This window comes from Bifidobacterium bifidum ATCC 29521 = JCM 1255 = DSM 20456 (assembly GCF_001025135.1).
Lineage (GTDB): Bacteria > Actinomycetota > Actinomycetes > Actinomycetales > Bifidobacteriaceae > Bifidobacterium > Bifidobacterium bifidum.
On the sequence record NZ_AP012323.1, the window covers coordinates 2,161,301 to 2,181,500 of the forward strand.

Here is a 20,200-nt window from a genome sequence, read left to right on the forward strand (position 1 = left end):
CTGGCTTATTGGCGAATGGCGGTGAACAGCACCGACTGGGCCGGATGCAGCGATGGAGGGCGCAACCCGTAGGTCATCAGCGCCCGGCCCGTCATCAGCACGCCGTCTTTGGTCCACCAGCCCAACGGCGACTGGCCGCTGCCAAGACCAAGCCCGTCGAGATCGAGATCCAGCCACAACGGCTGTATGCGGTACGTGCCATCGGGGTCAAGACCGGGCACGCGAATCGGCGCCGCAGGGAGAGTCTGGGACGTTGTCAGTTGCGTGAACCGGTAGAACGCCGCGGAACGATCCGGCTTGACCATGCCGTCGACCCGGACGGCCGGATCGGCGATATCGGCGTGCACGCACGTGTCGATCGCGAACCATGCGCGGTGCCTCTTGTATTCGGCGACCCATTCGCCGAGCTTGTTCAACGCCTCGTCCGGCTCCTTGAGCAGATTCCATTCGACGCCCATGTGCCCGAAGAACGCCATCGCCATGCGCATCTCCTGGCTCGTGGCGCGATGCGTGGAATGTGCAGGACTCGCCCCCACATGCTCGCCCATCATGCAGGGCGGCACGAGCAGCGACGTGTACCGCTGAATATCGGCCCGCTCGACCGGGTCCACGCAGTCGGACGTCCACACGCGGCTGGCGAATTCGAGTATGCCCAGGTCGATACGGCCGCCGCCCGATGCGCAACTCTCAATCTCCAGTCCCGGATGCGCGACTTCGAGGTCACGGAACATCCGGTACACGGCGAGCGTCTGCCCGTGCACCGCCGGCCTGCCGGTACGTGGCGAGACCGCCTCGGTGACGAATTTGTTGTGGTCCCATTTGATGTAGTCGATGCCCAACTCGCCGACCAGCGCATCGATGGAATCATGGATGTATCGGTAGGCGTCGGGATTGGTCAGGTCGAGCACTTGCTGCGAGCGTCCCTGCATCGGCAGACGGTTCGCAGTCGGGCGCAGCACCCAGTCAGGGTGGGCGCGGGCCACGTCGGAATCCGGGTTGACCATCTCCGGTTCGAACCACAGGCCGAACTCCATGCCTTTTCCGTGCACGTAATCGGCGAGCGCCTTGAGGCTCTTCGGCCCGTCCGGCCACACATCCTGCGCTATTTGCCAGTCGCCGAGCCCGGATGTGGAGTCTCGGCGGGAGCCGAACCAGCCGTCATCCACCACGAACCGTTCGACACCGGAATCCCCGGCCTTATCGGCCAGAGCCTTCAACGTGTCGTAGTCATGGTCGAAATACACGGCCTCCCACGTGTTGAGAATCACCGGACGCGGCTTGACGGCGAGATCCGGGTGACAGGAGCGTACGTAATCATGGAATCTCGCAGCCACCTCGTTGAGCCCGTCACCGTACGACCCGTACAGCCACGGGGTGGTGTACGTTTCGCCGCGGGCGAGCGTGGCCTCGCCGCCGAGCAGCACCTCGCCGCCGCCAATCAGACCGGTCGTATACGGCTGACGCTCTGCCGACAGCACGGAATTGCCGCTCCAGCCCACATGCGCCGAATAGACCTCGCCATGCTCGAACCCGAAGCCGGGCTCGCCCGCGGAAAGCAACAGAGAGGCGTCAAAACCTGGGCGCCCCGCCATCGAGACCTTCTCGAAGCGTCCTTCGGTCAGCGGCTGCCGCTGCGGGCTGCGTTCGCGCAGATGATGGCCGGTGGTGGTGAGTATCTCCGTGGCAAGTGCCGGGAGCGGGAAGCCGAGTTCGACTTTACCGACTTCCAAGTCACCGGTCGGAAGATTACCGGCTGGAAGATTACGCAGCGTGGTGCGCTGTCTGATCAGTCCGCCGGGCAACAGTTCGGCCGTCCATGACAGTTCCACGCCCTGCTCGGCATCCGACGCGGTCACGGTGACGACCGGCACCTGTTGCGTGACGGTATGCGCGGCACCGTCCACGCCGTCAGACACGTCAACGCCTTGGCGTTCGTCCTGACGGATTGCGATGCCGGTCACCGTGAATGCACAGAACGGCGTTACGCCGGCGCGCCGGATATCCAGTCGCGGTGCCCCTATCCACGACTCGCTTTGCGTGGGCATGATGCTTGGCCAGGCGGTCTCGTCCAGCGCGCCGGACACGCGCTGCGGCCGCAGGGCGTCGTATGCGGCGAGTACGGTTCCCGGCACCGCGAGCGGGCGGCCCCAGTGCACGAAGCGCGGAAGACCGTGACCGGCGAAGATCAGCGCGAACGCCACATCAGCAGCCGGCTGCTCAGCATAAATAGCGGTGAGTTCCGTTCCATCGGCGGCGGCGCCATGGAATTGTTCGATGAGTGACATTGCGAATCCCTTCGGAACGTGCCATTGATATATGGTTCGCCTCCGATGCTACGACATCGTTCCGTCATGTCACCGCATATTCAGCGATTCCGGGGTATGAGAAGGGCTCCCGTTTTCCGATGTGGAGAGCGGGAGCCCTGACTGCCGGTGGAGGCTTATGGCATTGTTATGCCATGATGCCGCGCTTGCGGTCGATGGCGCGCATGATCGCCTTGTAGATTTCCGAGGCGATCAGTACGACCGCGGCGAGGCAGATGCACTCGACCCATGCCCACGGTCCGAGCGGCGTGGTGCCGAACGCGGAGTTGAGGAACGGAACGTAGATCACCACGAGCTGCAGCACGACAGACAGGCCGATCGCCCCCCACAGCCACTTGTTGGAGAACAGGCCGACGAACGCGGACTGACGTGCGGAACGCGATGCGATCGCGTTGAACAGCTGCGCGAACACGAGAATCGTGAAGCCCATTGTACGGGCCTCGATCATCTGGAATTCGTGGGTGCCGCCGATGGAGCGGTCGGTGAACAGGCCACCTTCAAGGTGCATGTCCATGCCGATCAAGGTGACGGCCGCCATGATGATGCCGATGAACGCGATATCGATCCACATGTCCCTGTCGATCACGCGGTCGGTGAGCTTGCGCGGGCTGCGTGCCATCACGTCATCGGTCTGCGGGTCGACACCCATCGCGAGCGCCGGGGCGGCGTCGGTCAGCAGGTTGATCCACAGCAGCTGCGTGGCGAGCAGCGGCACGGCGACACCGGTGGTTCCCGGCTGCGTGATGCCAAGCACGCCGGCGAGCATGACGCCGCCGAACACGGTGAACACCTCGCCCACGTTGGAGCTCAGCAGGTAGCGCAGGAACTTGCGGATGTTGTCGAAGATCACACGGCCCTCGCGCACGGCGGCGACGATGGTGGAGAAGTTGTCGTCCGCGAGAATCATCTTCGCGGATTCCTTGGTCACCTCGGTGCCGGTGATGCCCATCGCCACGCCGATGTCGGCGGACTTGACGGCCGGGGCGTCGTTGACGCCGTCGCCGGTCATGGCGGCGATGTTGCCCTGGCGCTGCAGCGACTCCACGATCTTGAGCTTGTGCTCGGGGGCCACGCGGGCGTACACGGAGACCTCAGAAGTCGCCTTGTCGAACGCCGCCTCGTCGGGCATCGCGTCGAGCTGATCGCCGGTGAGGGCCTTGCCGCCCTTTTCGATGATGCCCAGATCGGAAGCGATGCGGGCCGCGGTGAGCGGGTGGTCGCCGGTGATCATCACCGTGCGGATGCCGGCGCGATGCGCTTCGGCCACGGAATCACGCACTTCGGTACGCGGCGGGTCGATGATGCCGACCATGCCGGCCCAGATCAGGTCACGCTCGATGACGTCGCTCTGCTCGGAGATGTCGGTCACCTGGCCGGCTGCATTGGTCTTGATGCCGGGGATATCGGCCAGGGATGTGGTGCCGAGCGGGCGGTACGCCTCACCCAGCGTGCGGTATGCCTCGCCGGACAGACGCTCGACGGTCGCGAGAATCTCCTGGCGGTCGCCTTCGGTCATCGGGCGGACGGCGTCGCCAACCGCGATGCGCGTGCAGTAGCCGAGCAGCACATCGGGCGCGCCCTTTGCATATACGCTCAGGTTGCCGTTGTCGCTGCTGTCCTTGCCGATCACGGCCATACGCTTGCGCTCGGACGTGAACGGAACCTCGGCCACACGGTCGAGCTTGCCGAGGGCGCGGTCGGCCTTGATCTTGCGGGAGGCGACGACGAGCGACACCTCGGTCGGGTCGCCGACGATCTCCCACTGGCCGGCATCGTTCTGACGCAAGTCACCGTCGTTGGCAAACGCTCCGACGGCGATGGTGCGCAGGGCTTCGGCGTTGACCGGAGCGCTCTCCTCGATGGCGTCGCCACCCATGCCCAGCATCTTGCCCTTGGGCTCGTAACCGGTGCCGGTGAGCTGCACTTCACCGCTCGGGGTGACGATGCGCTCGACGGTCATCTCGTTACACGTGAGCGTACCGGTCTTGTCGGAGCAGATCACTGAAGCGGATCCCAGCGTTTCCACGGAGCTCAGCTTCTTGACGATGGCGTTGTGCTTGGCCATGCGCTGCACGCCGAGCGCGAGAACAACCGTCAGAATCGTCGCAAGACCTTCCGGCACTGCGGCGACGGCCAGCGAAACGGCCAGCAGCAGCGAGTCGATGAGATCGTCGGGCATCTTGTGGAAGCCCTGCGTGATGAACAGCGCGACGAGCACGACGGCCGCGATGATGCACACGGCAATGCCCAGGATCTTGGAGACGTGGGTCATCTCCTTCTGCAGCGGGGTATCCTCGTCATCGGTCTGCGACAGCATGTCGGCGATCTTGCCAACCTGCGTGTTCATGCCGGTTCCGGTCACGATCGCGCGGCCGGTGCCCTGGGTGACGGACGTGCCGTTGAAAATCATATTGGTGCGGTCGCCCAGCGCCTTGGCGGAGTCGAGCGTGTCGGGCTTCTTGCCCACCGGCACGGATTCGCCGGTCAGGCTCGCCTCGGCGATGCGCAGCGACGCGGCGGCGAACAGACGCCCGTCGGCGGAGACGGTATCGCCTTCGCCAAGCACCACGATGTCGCCGGGAACCACGTCGGCGGTGTTGATGTGCACGATTTTGCCGTCACGCAGCACGGAGGTCTGCGGTGCCGTCATTTGGGCGAGCGCCTCCACCGCCTGCTCGGCACGGGCCTCCTGAATATAGCCCAGCACCGCGTTGACGATCAGGATCAGGATGATGACGATGGCGTCAAACGGCAGCACTTCGCCGGCCGTTCCGTGCGAGCGCTCGATGAACCATGCGATCAGTGAGATGACAGTGGCGGCAAGCAGCAGGTACACCAGCGGATCCTGGAACTGCGCCAGGAACTTCTTCCACTTGGGTACGGGCGGCGCGCTGGCCAACTGGTTCGGGCCGAATTTCTCCAACCGGCGCTGCGCCTCGGCGGAACTCAGGCCGGTGTTGGTATCCACATCCAGCGCCTTGGCGACTTCGTTCGCCTCGGTCAAGCTGGGATCGACGTCGTGAAGCAGGCCTTCCTGCGACTGCACGCCTGTGGATTGATCATTTGTGTGATCAACCATAATGGTCTCCTTGATATAGCCGCGGAGTAGTCAGCCCTCACGATCACCGGGATCGTCCCCTCCCCCGGTCATCTCGATAAAGCTGCGCGGTTATGGGCACCGGCGCAACTGCTGCCGATGCATACTGTTGCCATTATTCCACAAACCCGTCATCGCTTGGCGAAACAGCCCTTTACGTGTTGTCCAAATATCAGCATTCCGCGAACGATTTCAGGCGACACGCTCACACAGCGCGAGCAGCCAGCGGAGCGTCGCCATGGTGTAATCGAACAGTTCGTCGTCCATGCCGAAATACCGCTCGCAGCACTCCCTGCTCACATCGACCATCGCAAGACCTTCTGGCTCTCCGGGTATGAATGACGCCGCCCGATCCTGCATTCATCATACGTGCCAAGGCAAGGAACTCCGGCGGCTTCGGAACCGGACGAGCTTCGTTCCGTTCCTAAGTGCGCGCCGAAACGACAACTCTGCGCACTTAGGAACGCAAACTATGCGATCTGCGTTCCTATGTTCGCGCACTCGGCGTTCCGGCGCGCACTTAGGAACGCAAACCGAGTCTCTCAGGAGATTGGGGCGATTCGCGCGCCGCGAATGGCTGTTTGGCGTGGGGGTCTGGGACAATGGCACGTATGGCAATCAAGAAAGGTCCGACCAAGGGGTCGGGAGGAAAACACCGCAATGCGCTACGCGGCAAGGGGCCGACGCCCAAAGCCGAGGATCGCGTGTATCACAAGGCATACAAGGCCAAGCAGGCGACGAACCGTCGCAAGATGGCAGATCCACGACTGGCAGCCCGCCGTCGCGCCGCGAAGTTCACGTCCGATTCGGACGATCTGGTCATCGGCCGCAATGCCGTGCTGGAGGCGCTGCGCGTCGGCGTCCCCAGCATGCAGCTGTATATCGCGACACGTATCGAGCATGATGACCGTACACGCGAGATCATCAAGCTCGCCGGCGCACAAAGCCTGCACCTGCTGGAGGCCGACCGTCTGGAAATGGATCGCATCGCCCGGTCGTCGAACCATCAGGGCGTCGTGCTCAAAGTGCAGCCGTACCAGTATTCGTCTCTCGCCGAGCTGGCGGATATCGCCGAGCGCAAGGCCAAGGCCATGGACGTGGTGAATTCGCCGAGTGCGCGCATCAACGCACGCCCGCTGTTCATCGCGCTCGACGGCGTGACCGACCCGCAGAACCTGGGTGCGGTGATTCGTTCGGCCGCCGCCTTCGGTGCCAACGGCGTGATTCTGCCGGAGCGTCGTTCCGCTTCGGTCACCGCTGCCGCGTGGAAGGTATCGGCCGGTGCCGCGGCGCATATCCCGGTGGCTCGCGTGGTGAACCTCACCAAGGCCATCGAAAGCATGCGCGAACGTGGATATTACACGGTCGGCCTAGACGGCGGCGGCGATAAGCTGGTCGGCGAAACCGGTTTCGAGACCGATCCGCTGATCGTCGTGCTCGGTTCAGAAGGCAAGGGACTGAGCCGACTCGTGCGCGAGTCGTGCGACGCGATCGCCGGCATTCCGATCACGTCCATGGTGGAGTCTCTGAACGCCTCGGTCGCAGCCGGTATCAGCCTGTACGCGGTCGCCCGCGCCCGTCGCGAAGCAGCGGCAGCCGCCACGAAGTAATACCCATATCTCCCCCCTGCTGCCGGCGGGGTCATCGAGCGGAACGAAAATCGGGGTGGCCGCCGCAATCGGCGCACCACCCCGTCCGGTTCCGCTCAGCAGCTCCACATATCAGTGGCTCCACACCGCGGCATCAGGATCGTCGTCGGGATTGTAATCATCATCGTCGATGGGCTTTTCGTAATTCGCCTCATCGTCGACCACGCCGGAATCCGCTTCAGCGTTGAGCTCGTTCACGGCTTTGTCATCCAGCTTGTAGTTCGGCAGCACGGATTGGATGTAGCTTTCCACAGCCTCGCCCATCGGCACGTCGTGGCCGGCCTTCTCGGCAAGGAACCAGCGGTGATCCAGCACCTCATGGAAGAACTGTGCCGGCTCGATCTGCGAACGATATTCACGTGGAATCATACGCACAGTCGGCTCATACACCTCACGCATCCAATCGGTGGCGACGATCTCCAACTCCTCGCCTTCACGCCACGTGGAGGCACGGTACGCATCCAGATCGTTGAGCAGGCGCCGCGCCTGATTCTCCTGCACATCTAAACCGGTCAGTCGCAGAAGCTTGCGCGACGCATAGCCAGCATCGACCACGCGCGGGCGGACCAGCACACGTTTGCCGTCCTCCGCGGTCTTCATCTCCAGCTCGTCCACGTCGAAGCCCAGGTCGTTGAGCTTGTTGACGCGCTGCTCGATCTTCCACATCTCATCCGGGCCGAACTTGTCGGTGTCGGTCAGCGTGCTCCACAACGAGTGGTAGCGGTCGACCAGACGGTTGCCCACCTCGATCTCGTCCACGTCGCTCGGCAGCAGACGGCCAGAAGCCAAATCCATCAATTCACCGATGATGTTGGTGCGAGCCAAGTCGATATCGTATTCACGCTGGCCATCGGTAAGCTGCACCTGCAAATCACCGGTTTCGGCGTCCACCAGGAAGGCGGAAAACGCGTCGGCATCACGCAGGAACAGGACGTTCGACAGCGACACATCGCCCCAGTAGAAGCCGGCCAAGTGCAGGCGAACCAGCAGCACGGCAAGGGCGTCGATCAAACGCTCGGCAGTATCCGGCTGGAGATTGCGGGCGAACAGCGCGCGGTACGGCAGTGAGAACTTCAGGTGACGGGTGACCAGAATCGCTTCCAGCGGTTCGCCGTTGCGGTCATGACGACCGGTGACCACGGCAATCGGGATGACGGTCGGCAACTCGAGCTTCTGCAGTCGGCGCAGAATCTCATACTCGCGCTCGGCCACCTGACGGGTGATCTCTTTCATGGCGTACACCTCGTCGCCCACGTGCACAAAACGCACCACATGGCGGGAGATGCCTCGCGGCAGGTTGGCCAGCAGGTCCTCGGGCCAGGTGGCCAGGGGCTTATGCCAGGGCAGCGTGAACATCTTCGGGTTCGAGCTGGCGGCGGTGATCTTCAATGCTTGCGGCTCAGCTGAACTGGCATGTTCGTCTTCGGCTTTGACGGACGTGGCCTTCAGCGCGCGCGGATCCATCTGAGGCAAATCGTTCAACTCCATGTGTTCGATTCTACGTGGTGCTTGGGAAGTGCAGCGAGTAGCGGCGACTTCGGCGCATTATTCTCGCATACGAATAGATCATCTGTATGGGATTTGCCGGCCGAATTGACGTCCCGTATGCGACGCCTCATGCGCAATCTGAACAAAATGAACGCAACAAGTAACATGAGCCCCGCTGCCGCGGCAATGCTGCCTACGGCGGCACCCGTACGACCGATAAGGCCAGGATTGCCCGGCTCCTCGCTCGGGTTATTTTCGGGCGGGGCAACAGGAGTTCCAGTGCTAAATTTCGGCTCTACTGTGATGTTGAGATCAGCGGATGTGCCTCCACTGCCAGGAATCGAGATGAGGAACGGATCACAGTCGTATGCCTTGTTGGCTTTCGCCGAGCTCGTGCGAGAGACCAGATATAGGCCGAGCGGCAGATTCTGGAAAGTGAGCTGACCAGCTACGTTAGTGGTGCCGGAATGCTGGTACAGCTTGTTTTTCGCCGCGTGCGCAGCGAGCTTCTTGGCAGCATCGTGATATTCACTTGATGTCAGGCGTTCCCAATCGGCAGTGAGGCCGGAAAAATCGCCGACGGTTTTATATGAGGAGACGCTACCATCATTGTTCGTTGTGACGGTGGCGACGCGCACGATGGAATAGGTATCGTCGGCAAGCAATTTGGGCGAAGCCGTGTCTCGGCCCCATACGGCATTGATGGTGAGAGCGCCGAAAGAATCAGCTTGCGCATACGGCACCATAGAGCCGAAGGCTGCAAGAACAGTGAGGACGATAGTAACGGCGGCGGCAATCATGGCAGCAATGCGCGCCGCACCATACTCGCTTCCGCTATGCAGGTCTAACATGTCTGCCCGGTCCTTTCCGCCGTGATGAATGTGATTGGTTATTTGTACTGTCTGGCTGAGGAGGCAAGTCACCGTCCGGCTCGATATCCGCAGAGTCAGAATCACCAGATGCGACCTTGGCGCTCCCACTCTGCCGGCGTCGCCGCTCATGGCGCTGCCATAAATGCCATGCGATGAGCAAGGCAATCAGTGCAAGAGACGGCAACAAGTACTGCAGCGGAATGTCCACGTGGAACGTGGATTTGGCGTCATCCTGCTGCTGCGGCGTGTATGGGATGCGATGGCCACGCACCAGCAGCCGATGCGTATTGACCGCATACGGCGTACAAGTGATGAGCGTGACCAAATCCTTGCCGGGCTCAATTGCCAGTTGTTTGGTATCGGTCGGCAGAACGGTAGTGATCTTATCGACCTGATACGCATATGTGTCTTTAAGTATTGTGATGTAGAACTTGTCGCCTTTTTTCATAAGGTTCAAGTCCGTGAACAGTTTTGCCGTGGGCAAGCCCCGGTGGCCAGACAGCGCCGCATGAGTGGACGCACCGCCAACTGGTAGTGAGGTCTGTTCGAGATGTCCGATGCCGGATTGCAGTACTTTCTCGGAAGTGCCGTGATAAATCGGCAAGGTCTCCTCGAGCTTAGGCACAGTGATGTATCCCATCATGCCGTCACCGTCAATATTGAGCAGACTGTTATATTCCTCGTCCGTGGATGCGGAATTGACGGCACTGGCAAGAGCGTCGGTCTCTCCTGCATCGTTCTGGGCGAGCTTTTCGTTATAGGCGTGCGCAGCATCCAGCACCTTCTGGTACTGTTCCTGGCTCAATGCTTCAACGCTGGCGTCGTAGTTATTTACGGCGCGGCTGGCGTTGCGCATAATGAGGAAGTTGCTGATCGTCGGATAGAACAGAATGAGCATTCCACCGAGAATGACCAGTAAGGGCAGGATGTTGCGCAGTCGTTTCATCGAGCGTTCTTTTCGCGAGGAAACCGTGTTGTGGGCGTAGCGGGTGTGTGCCCTTCACGCCCAAAACACGGCCATGCTCGTCAGGCGTTCTTGCGCTTGAGAGTCCAGGCAACGCCGAGCGCGATGACCAGCACACCAATCACCGTGAAGGCGATGGTACCCATGCCACCAGTGCCAGGCAGGGTAACACCGGACTTGTTATGGACCGGGATGACACCGTTCGATGCGGTCTGGTCGTAGTCGCTGCCATTGTTGTTGTCGTAGGTGATGGTGACGGTGGCATTCGTGGTGTCAGTGCCGTCGTTCTGGCCATCAACCCTCACGCCGATGGCGCTGGCGAGCTTGTTGTAGCCGGCCGGCGCTTTGGTCTCGGTGAGCGTGTACTCGCCGTTCTTCAGTCCCTGGAAGTCAACCTTACCGTTTGCAGGAGTGGTGATAGTCGTAGTAGTAGCTGTCTCACCAGCCTTGGCTACACGGTATACAGCGTTCGTGGTCGCATTACCGGCATTGACTTGCACGAAGCTAATAGCGGTGCTGTCGGTGTCGTTCTTAGGTGCGAGTGTGAACTCAGCACCAGCAAGTCGAGTAGCGGTATCATCATAACTGCCACCAGTGTACTTATCGACGGTGAAGCCATAAGTGAAGACGCGAACCTTGCTGGGTTCGGACTCACCGGTGCCATCGGTACTCGGGTTGTTGGAGTACTGAATCGTTGCGGAGTTGGTGTTACCATGACCGCCCACAACAGCATTCTCGTTCAGCGTGGCCGTGTAGGTGACGGTGATCTTCTTGCCGGCATTGGCCTGCTGCTTGGCTTTGAAGTCCTTCATGGCGACAGCAAGCGTATTGTCGGAGGCCGTAGGAGTGGTGACGGTGTAGTCAGTGCCCACGGTCAGTGGATCAGTCACACCTTCGACCTTAACGAATTCGACTTGTCCAAAGGTGAGGCCCTTAGACAACGTATCCTTGAAGTTGAAAGTGTAGGTGTTATAGGCGGACATGTCCGGAATGGTGGAAGTCAGGGTGAAGGTCAGGGTATCACCGATCTTCGCGTCGGTGACGTCCTTACCAGTGCTGCCTACCTGTACCTTCTTGTCGACGGTAGGCAGGTCGCCCTTGATGTCGGCAGTCACATTAGCGCGGCCAACGGAAACTAGCGTGGCGTATTGACCACTGGTGTTGGCCAAGGTCGCACCCGGCACAGCGACCACGTAGTAGCCGTAGTCGAGACCAGCGAACGTCGCAGTGTACTTATCGTTCGAGGCATCGGCAGATACCGTAGCGGTCGCGCCAGCCGCGATGTTGTTGGCCTTGTTCTGCGCCCAGTTCGATGCCTTGGTAGCGAAAGCAACCAAGTCTTCACCCTGCAGCTTGGATACGTAGTCGTTTGCTTTATCGTTGACGTTCTCGTTGGTAGCACCAGTTAGTCCGGAAGCAGTGGAGTTCTCGAAGAACGGCTTCCACTCGTCAGTCAACGTGTAGGAGACAGCCTTGCCGTCACCGCTCACGGTGGCGGAGAACATCTTGTAGGCGTTCACGGTCTTACCGGCGAACTTCGCGTCAGTAGTGCTGACCGTCAGCGTGGCATTATCCGCTGCGTTGGCCGTGGCGACTGTCGTCGCAGCCAATCCAAATACGGTGGCAATCGCCGCGGCGGCAGCGAAAACCCTTTTCATCAGTGATTTCATTACTGTTCCTTTCCCTAAATGGAAATCTTTTCTGTTTGGCAGGTACGGTTTGTCTATGTGGTCGTCACGCGGCATGGGCACCTCGCTTTCGTATACGGCTGGAGCCCGAACGGACTGTGCCGGATTGAACGCGTTGATTACGCACGTACCAGACCACGCCAGCTCCCATAAGCAGCAAGCCGAACATCAGGAACCACATCGTGCCCGCGCCTCCCATATCCGGAAGCAACGCCGCATTGGTAACAATGGCCACGCGTTCCTTGGTGTTGTAGGAGACCGATACTTGGTATCCGGCCTCCGCGGGCTTGATGGTCTTGGTGGTATCGCCGTCCTTATAGGTCACGGCGGTTTCTTCCACGGTGTACGTGTAGTAACGCACGATGTCCTTGCCGTTGGCATCCTGTACATCCACGAATGCGACCGGCAGTCCTTGAATCACCTTGCGCCAGGTGTTGCTCCAGGAAGAGGCATCGGAGGAGTCCAACGTCACCGTCCATGGATTCTTCTGCGTCACGGTTGTGCAATCCGCGCCGAAGCATTGAATCGTCTGCGGCGTCACCGTATTGCCACTGCCATCGGTATAGTGCGCGGCGATCTTCAGTTCGACCGACTGCGGCCGTTCGAGGTTGCCGTCCTTCCATACCTTCTGGACGGTCAGGTCAATGGTTCGGCAACCGTCCTTGCCGCACGGGTCCTGGCCGTCGTCCGGTTCGGGGGTGAGTCCGCCGTTGTTGTCGGTCACGGTCGCGTCGAGCATGAGCACGGCCTTGGCCGGGGACTGGTAAGCATCGAGCTTCGTCTTGGTGCTGCCGTCCGTGGAGTCGACCACGGCGTTCTTAATGCCGACCCAAGTGGTGCCGGCATCGCCGGATGCGGAGCTGTGCACAGCGCTGCTGTCGTATGTGTTGACCACGTCGAACAGCTTCACTTCCCAACGATCGAGTCCGGTGTTCAGCGCATCGTCTGCCGTGTTCTTCTGCGAGAAGATCTTGTTGCCGTCCTGTGCGGAGGTGCGGGCCTCACTAGCGTTCGCGGCCGCCTTGCGGTAAATGCGATAGGTGTTGTATGCCTTGTCGCCGTTGCCGTCATCGACCGGTCCGAGGATGTCGCTCATGGTGTTGAAGTCCCATACGGACTTGAGTTTAGTGTTCGAGAACGGGTCGACCAGTCCGCTGGCACCGCGGATCGTGTCGGCGTAGACCATGTGGTCGTCTGCCAGCACGCCCTCGTCGTTCAGTCCGGCGAAGCCGCCCGCGTAGCCGGTGGTGAGATCCTTCACACCGTCGGTATCCTGAGTTGCCCCTCCACCGAACACGTCATAGCCATTGGCGATGCCCGTTACGGTGGACTGTTCCACGCGAGTACGGTTGCCCTTGATGAGCTGGACGGTCAGGTTGCTGCCCGACCCATCCATATCAATGCCGTCTTTGCTGCAAGGCAGTTTGATGACGCTGTCGCCGATGGTGACAATCGCCACGTCGGTCTGCTGCTGGTTTTCATCATCAGCCTTGGACAGAGCAACGCTCACCTTCAGTCCGAACAGGTTCACGTACAGCACGTTGCCTTCCGAAAGCACCTTGAGATCGAATACCTTGCCGAAGATGGCCGGGAACCACTTGCCTAAATCGATGACGCCGACCTGTTCCGCCTTGTCGAGGTACAGGAGCTTGACCAGCGCGTTCACCACTTGCAGCAGCAGTTCCACAAGTACAGAGTTGACCTTCGCGTCAACCAAATAGGCACGGCTGGTTTCACCGACGAATCCGCCGGCAATCTCACCGCTAGTGACCTTCTTGAGATTGTCAGACGTGCAGCCCTTCACCCTGGCCAGATCCGCGTATCCAACAAAACCGCCTGCGACCTCACGTCCGGTAGCCTTGTCGGTGGCTTTGCCGTAATTGTCGCCATGGTGTGTGGCGGTGACGGTATAACCGTCCGGGATGCCGATGACGCGCGAATCGCCAACGTGCGAGCCCCAGATGTCAAGTACGCCGGCCGTGGCACCAAGCAGATTGAGCGCATCTGTGCCGAGTTGTGCATTGTCGGCGGCGACCGTGCCGGATTTGCCAAGATGCCCGATGAAGCCGCCCACGTAGTTCACGCCGGTCACACTGTTGAGGTTGGTGACCGCAGACTGCTTCACAGAGCCATTGATCAGTCCACCGCCGAAGCCACCGGCCGCACCGGTGTAACGCTTCGAGTCAAGCATGCCCTTCGTGGTGGAATCATGGGCGACGACTTGGATGCCGTCGTTCACGCCGTTGACCTGACCGTCATAGATGAAGGTGCGGAATGCTTCGAGCACGCCCACGTTGCCGACCTTGAGCAGTTTGAGCAGCAGGTTGGTATTCTGCTTATCGCCGGCCTCGCCGCCGCCGACGGAAGCGACGCTGGACACATCGGCAAGGCCGAAGAAGCCGCCCGCGTATTGCCCGCCTTCAACGGCGCGCAGCCCGGTGACTGTAAGTGCGGCTGGGTCATTGTTCGGATCCGCTTCACTGCCGGTGCCTTTGGCGGAATCCTTGTCACCGAGGATCGAGGCCTGCAGCGAGCCGGCGAAACCGCCGGCGTTCAGGGCATACTTGGTTGTGGTGTTACCCTTATCGTCCTTGGTCTCATATGCGCCGTCGACCGTGTATCCCCATGCCGGGTCATCCGAGCTCACATGCGCACCGCGAATCGTCGTAACCGTGGCCTGCAATACGCTGACCAGACTTGCCGGGGTCGAGACCAGCGAGTCGAGGATTCCTTGCAGGAATCCCTCGGATGCGTTGGTGTCCACATCCGCGACCGCGCCGGCAGTGGCCACGCCGATGAATCCGCCGACATTGTTGCGCCCTTCCACCTTGCGCAGGTTGGAAACATTGGCACCGGCAGCGGTGACACCCTTGACAAGCTTCTGGCCGTTCTGGTCGAGATCGCCCCAGATCTGGCCGCCGACCGCGAGACCCACGTAGCCACCGGCGTTGCCGGTGCCGTGCGTGATGTCTTCGCCGGTGGCCACGACCTTCATACCCTTGCGGTAGCCGGCCACGCTCGAGGATTTGATGACTGGCACGAATACCTGTGCCACGTCGAGCATCTGACCCAGATCAAGTTTGATGCCTTTGTCGCCGAATAGTTGGATGGAGCCGAACGAGGATGCCGAGCCGGATTCCATCGTGCCCGCGTAGCCACCTGCCGCACGCATGGCGGAGACGGTCTTGACGTCCATCGACTGGCCATCGGTGATCGTGCCGGTGCGCATCAGGCCGACGTGTCCGCCGGCGACGCCGGAATCATGCAGGTTCGCGCCGGTCCGATACTCCGCACGTCCTGCGACGACGTTGAATCCGAAGATGTAGGATTCGAGGAACTTGTCCAGGGAATCCTGATCAGTAACAGAGCCCGCACCATCGCCCGTAGCTACATCGGTGAATTCCTTGCCATACGCACCGTACTTGCCGATGTTGTCGACTCACGTCTTCCACTGGTCGTAGCTCATATTGCGCAGCGGACCGGTGACCTTCGTGTGCTCCTCGGTCGGGTAGACCACGGACAGCACGCCGGCGAGGTTGCCGGCCTTGATGAGACCGCCAAGCAAGGAGAGCGAACCGCCTTCAGCGGTATCGGCCGCTTCCATGAAGCCGGTGTAACCGCCGGCGATTTCGGCACCGTATACGCTGCGGATGCGCGCGGCGTAGGCTACGCGCCGCGGCCCGTTGTATTTGCCGTCGGTGTTCTCCTGCTTCCATGCTGCTGTGTTGTTGCCCCAGATATGACCGCCACGATTACGTCCCGCATAGCCGCCGGCCATGCCGCGGCGTGTGGTCGTATCCGATGCCGCCTGGGCACGCACCGCGCCGCCGCACACTGCGGCATCGGTCGAGCTGTTGCGAATCGTCGGTGTGAAGTCCTGCACGAGCGAGAGCAGGTTGTCGAGGTTGACAAGCTTCTTGAGCACGCTGCCGTCACCAAGCACGTTCGCCACGGCTCCCGGCTGCATGGTACCCACGTAACCGCCGGCCGAAACCTGGCCGATGATGTATACGAACTCATGAGAGCTCGAGTCCTGAATGTGGCCGCCTTCGATGTCTCCGGCGAAACCACCAGCCATACCCAGTGGATCGGGCTCATTGTTGGCATTCCTATGATCTGCGGCGCTGGCCAGAACGGAGTATCCGCCGATGCCGCCAGTCACATCGGAGTGTTCAATCGTCGAGACGACGACATCCAGCACACTGAGTACATCGTTGAGATTGACGTTCTTGCCGAGCAGGCTCAGGCCACCGCCCACGGCCGCCGCCGAGCCGATGTCCATTTTGCCGATGTAGCCGCCGGCATACCGAGCGGCGGTGACTGCATACGAGCTGTCTTTGCTCAGATAGGTGTCGTCGATGGATCCGGTGGTTTCCAGATTCTTCGGTGCCTTGACGTCGGTGTGGCGCAGTTGGGTCACGCTGGAATGGGATACCTGCACGCCGGAACCGTAGCCGATGTAGCCGCCGGCGGAACCGGATTGCGTATCGGATTGGTCAAGTCGGGTGGCGGAGACGGTGAAGCCGGGATCGTCCGGGTCGGAAATCTTGTTGCCGCTGGTGGTCTCCACGGTGGTGGCATCGGAATGCACGCCCGCGTAGGAGATGAACGGCACATAGCCCTGCACCACCTGCAGCAGGTTGGCGAGATCCACCGTACCGAATTTGCCGAGCAGGCTCAGGCCGCCGTTGCCAGCCGAAGCGAGTGCGCCGGAAACGACCTTGCCGCCGAAACCGCCTGCGTATGCGCCGCCGGTCACATGGTCGAGGTTGACAACGGCCACGGGGTTGGCTTGAACGCGGGACTGCACGTCTGCCAGCGTTGAGTCGTTCTCGAGATCGGTTTCGGAGAACTGATTGACTTTGCCGCTTTGGAAGTTTCCCGCATAGCCTCCCGCGATATCACCTTCGACGTAACCGCCGTTGACGTACGTCACGGTGGTATACGTATAGCTTGGAATCAGATACGGCATGGCACCGAGCAGGTCGTTCACGGACAGCAGTCCGCCCTTGATGAGGTTGTCCAACACGCTGGAATCATCGGCGTTGCTAAGTGCGTCAGCGAGGCCACCGGTGGTGGAGAAGCCCACGAAGCCACCCGCGATGCCATCGGATGTGCTGGTATCGGCCGCGACCGACTTGAGGTTCGTCACATGGCTTTCGCGGGTCTTGGTGCTGTTGGCCTGACCGTAGAAACCGCCCGCAGCGTAATCGGTGGTCTCGTTGTTCTCGTTCTTGCCGGTCGCCTTGACCGTGAATCCGTTGGCGATGCCGTTCACATTCGATGAAGTGACTGCAACCGAAGAATATTGGGCAACCGATAGCAGACCGGAAAGCTTGATAAGCCCAAGCACATTGAGCCCGCCGGCACCAACGGCGTCGCCTGGTCCGGAGAAGCCGATGAAACCGCCGGCTTCTCCCTTGGCCGTGACCGTGGCCAGATTGGTAAGGTTCATGTTGGTCACGTCACCACCGGTGGCGCATCCGATGGCACCGCCCGCATAGTATGAACCGGCCTTCACCGTCAAACCGGATGCCGGAGCGGTGACAGACATGTTCTCCACGGTGAACGCGGCAAACTGGTCGAACTTCTTGAGCGTGGCGATATCGCCAATTTTCACCACACTGTTGAGCAACCCAGCTACCGTTGTCGGTTGCAGATTGCCGGCGATGCCACCCGCGTAGGAGCCCGTGGCCGTGACCGATTCAAGGCCTTCTATGGTGGTGGAACGCTGCTGTGGGAAGTCACGAGGATTGTTGTACTTCCAGAATGTGAGTTTTTGAAGGCGGTTCTGCGAGGAATCACCGATCACCGTACCCGAACCTTCGCCCACAAGGCCGCCCGCGTAATCGCCACCAGCCTTAACGGTGAGGGAGCCCTTCATCTGCGTGCCGAGAATCACGGAGGGATTCACACCGACGATGGACAGCAGTTCTCCCGCACCACTACCGCTGCCGCTCAGCAATTTGGCCACAGCCTTGGTGAGTTGTTTCAGCAGCGATGCGTTCGCGGCATCGTCCGTGCCGAGTTCCAGGCCCCATCCCACGGAGGCAAATCCGGTGAATCCGCCGGCATGGGATTTATCAGTAGACACGGCAGCCGTGGCTGAAATCGTATTATTGACCGCGTAGGCATTGGCCATCGCGCCGCTAAATCCACCGGCATAGTCCGTGGCAGATACAGTGACCTTGCCATCGCCGTCGACGGTCAGGTTGCTGTTCTCGATGAGGCTCTGCGGACGCAGCGCAGACAGCAAATCAATACCAAGCGAATCGAGCAGACCGCCCACGTTGCCGTTGCGACTTACTCCGGCAAAACCACCGGCATATTGCGTTGCCCGCACGGTGAAACCATTCGTGCTCGTCACCGAAGAGTTCTCAATGATTGCACCAATCTGCGCACCGACAAAGCCGCCGGCCTGCGGGTTGTCCTTGTTGCCGATCACCACGTTCTTTTTGAACCCGTTCACCGAACTATTCGAGATAACCGGGTTGTAGTAGCCAGCCGGAATCAAGGCATTCAGCCCGAGTGTGCCGGACAGCAACCAGTCCACCAAATCGCCCAGCCCGAGGAACGGGATGACGTTCAGAATCTTCGAGAGTAACTTGGTGAGCGCTCCTACGATGCCGGAGACTGCATCGTATCGGGTTGCGCCCTCAACATATCCCACGAAACCACCGGTCATACGGCTTACGCTAGATACCGAAACATCTGCTACCTCGCAGTCCGTAACCTTGGTGTCCCCGTAGATACGGCCGGCAAATGCACCCGTGGCGAGGTTGGAAGGATTTTTTTTGTGCAGGGTGAGCAGACCTTGAAGATTGAGGTCAAGATCTACTTGTCCGAATGTCAATAGTTTTAACGCCTTCAACAGTGTGTCGAGCAGTAATCCCACTGCCGAAGTGAGCATACCGATCAAGGTCGGCGGAATATACGATTCACTCGTATGATTCGTCACCGACACATCCTGCAGCTTGAGGTTCGACACCACGGCCGTACCGACGCTGCCCAGACTGTTACTGTTCATCACGGTCTTGTTCGTGATCGAGGCGAAGAAGCCGATGCCCTGCCGCTTGCTGACATCCAGCTGGTCGCCTTTGACATTAGAGACCATATCTTTCTGATTGACGACCACATGGCTGATGACCGGCCGAGCTGCGGTAGCGTGAACCACGCTTGCGCCATCGGCACCAACAGCCTTCCACAGGCTGGCTGCGGTGTCGCCGTCATTGGAGACCGCACCGAGCATAGTGCCGGAGAACATGAGCGGAGTCCACTCGGTGTTGTTGGTATCTGCCGCGTTCTTGGACAGGTCGATGTTACGGAAGATCAGGTAGTTGGCGTCTGCGGAATAGGTCGGGCCGGTGTTGGCAGCGGAGTAGTCCGTTTGCGTGCCATCAGCACCCACGCCGTAATACTTGGTGTGGGTCTTTCCGACGTCTAACCGCGTGCTGCACTGCGGTAGACCGTGGTGGTCGGAGGCATCAGCATCGCGCAAAGTATCTGAATTGGAGAGATCGGCGTCACCGGCGTATTCGGAAGACGGCGTGCCGTCCACCCACTGATAATTGAGGGGTCCTTGTCGCGTGCAAGTCTGCGTGACCTTGTTGATGCGGCCAATAACCTTCTTGCCAGAACCAATCGCACGCAGCTGCTGCTCGTTACCAATCAGGATGTAGGTCTTGTCGTTGATCTTCTTGGTGACCTGACCCTCAAAGTCACGGCCGCCAAGCGCCGTCGCGGCGACCTGCACATTGGCCTTCGCCGGCGATTGATCCGTCGCATTTGAGGAATCGTTCTTGGCATCTTGAGAAGAAGCATCGTTTGGAGCCTGAGTTTGGGCTCCATCATTAGCGGAATTGCCAGCGGTAGCTTCTGCTGAGTCGTCCGCCTTATTGTCTGTCGCGCCATTTGAGGATTCGGAAGGTGTTGGCGCACCGTTTGATGTATTGGCCTCTTCTGACGTCTTATCGTCAACGTTGACATTGCGAGCAGAAGGAGCAGCTACGACAGTATTATCCCCCCCCCAGAAATTACGGCGTTAGGAGAGCTACTCACATCGTCTATATTCTGAGCATATGCTGCAGGCACCATGCACACGATGGACAAGGAAACAGC

General features: G+C 60.3%; 7 protein-coding genes and 1 pseudogene. 1 reads left to right on the top strand and 7 read right to left on the bottom strand.

Annotation, left to right across the window (positions count from 1 at the left end):
* Positions 1-5: 5 nt before the first annotated feature.
* A complete protein-coding gene (locus BBBF_RS09040; protein ID WP_021647565.1) occupies positions 6-2,285 on the bottom strand; it encodes an alpha-galactosidase in 2,280 nt (759 codons plus the stop codon).
* Positions 2,286-2,451: 166 nt separating this feature from the next.
* Positions 2,452-5,403, bottom strand: coding sequence for a cation-translocating P-type ATPase (locus BBBF_RS09045; RefSeq protein WP_021647564.1), 2,952 nt, complete (start codon positions 5,401-5,403; stop codon positions 2,452-2,454).
* A gap of 629 nt (positions 5,404-6,032) precedes the next feature.
* Here BBBF_RS09045 and rlmB point away from each other — a divergent pair.
* Positions 6,033-7,031, top strand: coding sequence for a 23S rRNA (guanosine(2251)-2'-O)-methyltransferase RlmB (gene rlmB, locus BBBF_RS09050; protein ID WP_003814978.1), 999 nt, complete (start codon positions 6,033-6,035; stop codon positions 7,029-7,031).
* Between the two features lie 111 nt (positions 7,032-7,142).
* On the opposite strand, the gene BBBF_RS09055 is transcribed toward rlmB, so the two are convergent.
* The 5 genes and pseudogenes from BBBF_RS09055 to BBBF_RS10135 form a co-directional block, all read right to left on the bottom strand.
* On the bottom strand, positions 7,143-8,558 hold the full coding sequence (locus BBBF_RS09055) for a DUF4032 domain-containing protein (protein WP_003814979.1): 1,416 nt from the start codon (positions 8,556-8,558) through the stop codon (positions 7,143-7,145).
* Entirely contained in the window at positions 8,549-9,409 is an 861-nt protein-coding gene (locus BBBF_RS09060; protein WP_021647561.1) for a hypothetical protein, read from the bottom strand. The genes BBBF_RS09055 and BBBF_RS09060 overlap by 10 nt, the downstream gene beginning before the upstream one ends.
* Positions 9,393-10,376 (bottom strand): class C sortase, encoded by a 984-nt coding sequence (locus tag BBBF_RS09065; protein ID WP_003819204.1) that lies wholly within the window; start codon positions 10,374-10,376, stop codon positions 9,393-9,395. The genes BBBF_RS09060 and BBBF_RS09065 overlap by 17 nt, the downstream gene beginning before the upstream one ends.
* Before the next feature lie 80 nt (positions 10,377-10,456).
* The gene (locus BBBF_RS09070) at positions 10,457-12,064 is read right to left on the bottom strand and encodes a SpaH/EbpB family LPXTG-anchored major pilin (protein WP_021647560.1); all 1,608 of its coding nucleotides are present in this window, start codon (positions 12,062-12,064) and stop codon (positions 10,457-10,459) included.
* Positions 12,065-12,128: 64 nt separating this feature from the next.
* A pseudogene (locus BBBF_RS10135) lies at positions 12,129-19,835 on the bottom strand (cell surface protein).
* Positions 19,836-20,200 lie beyond the last annotated feature (365 nt).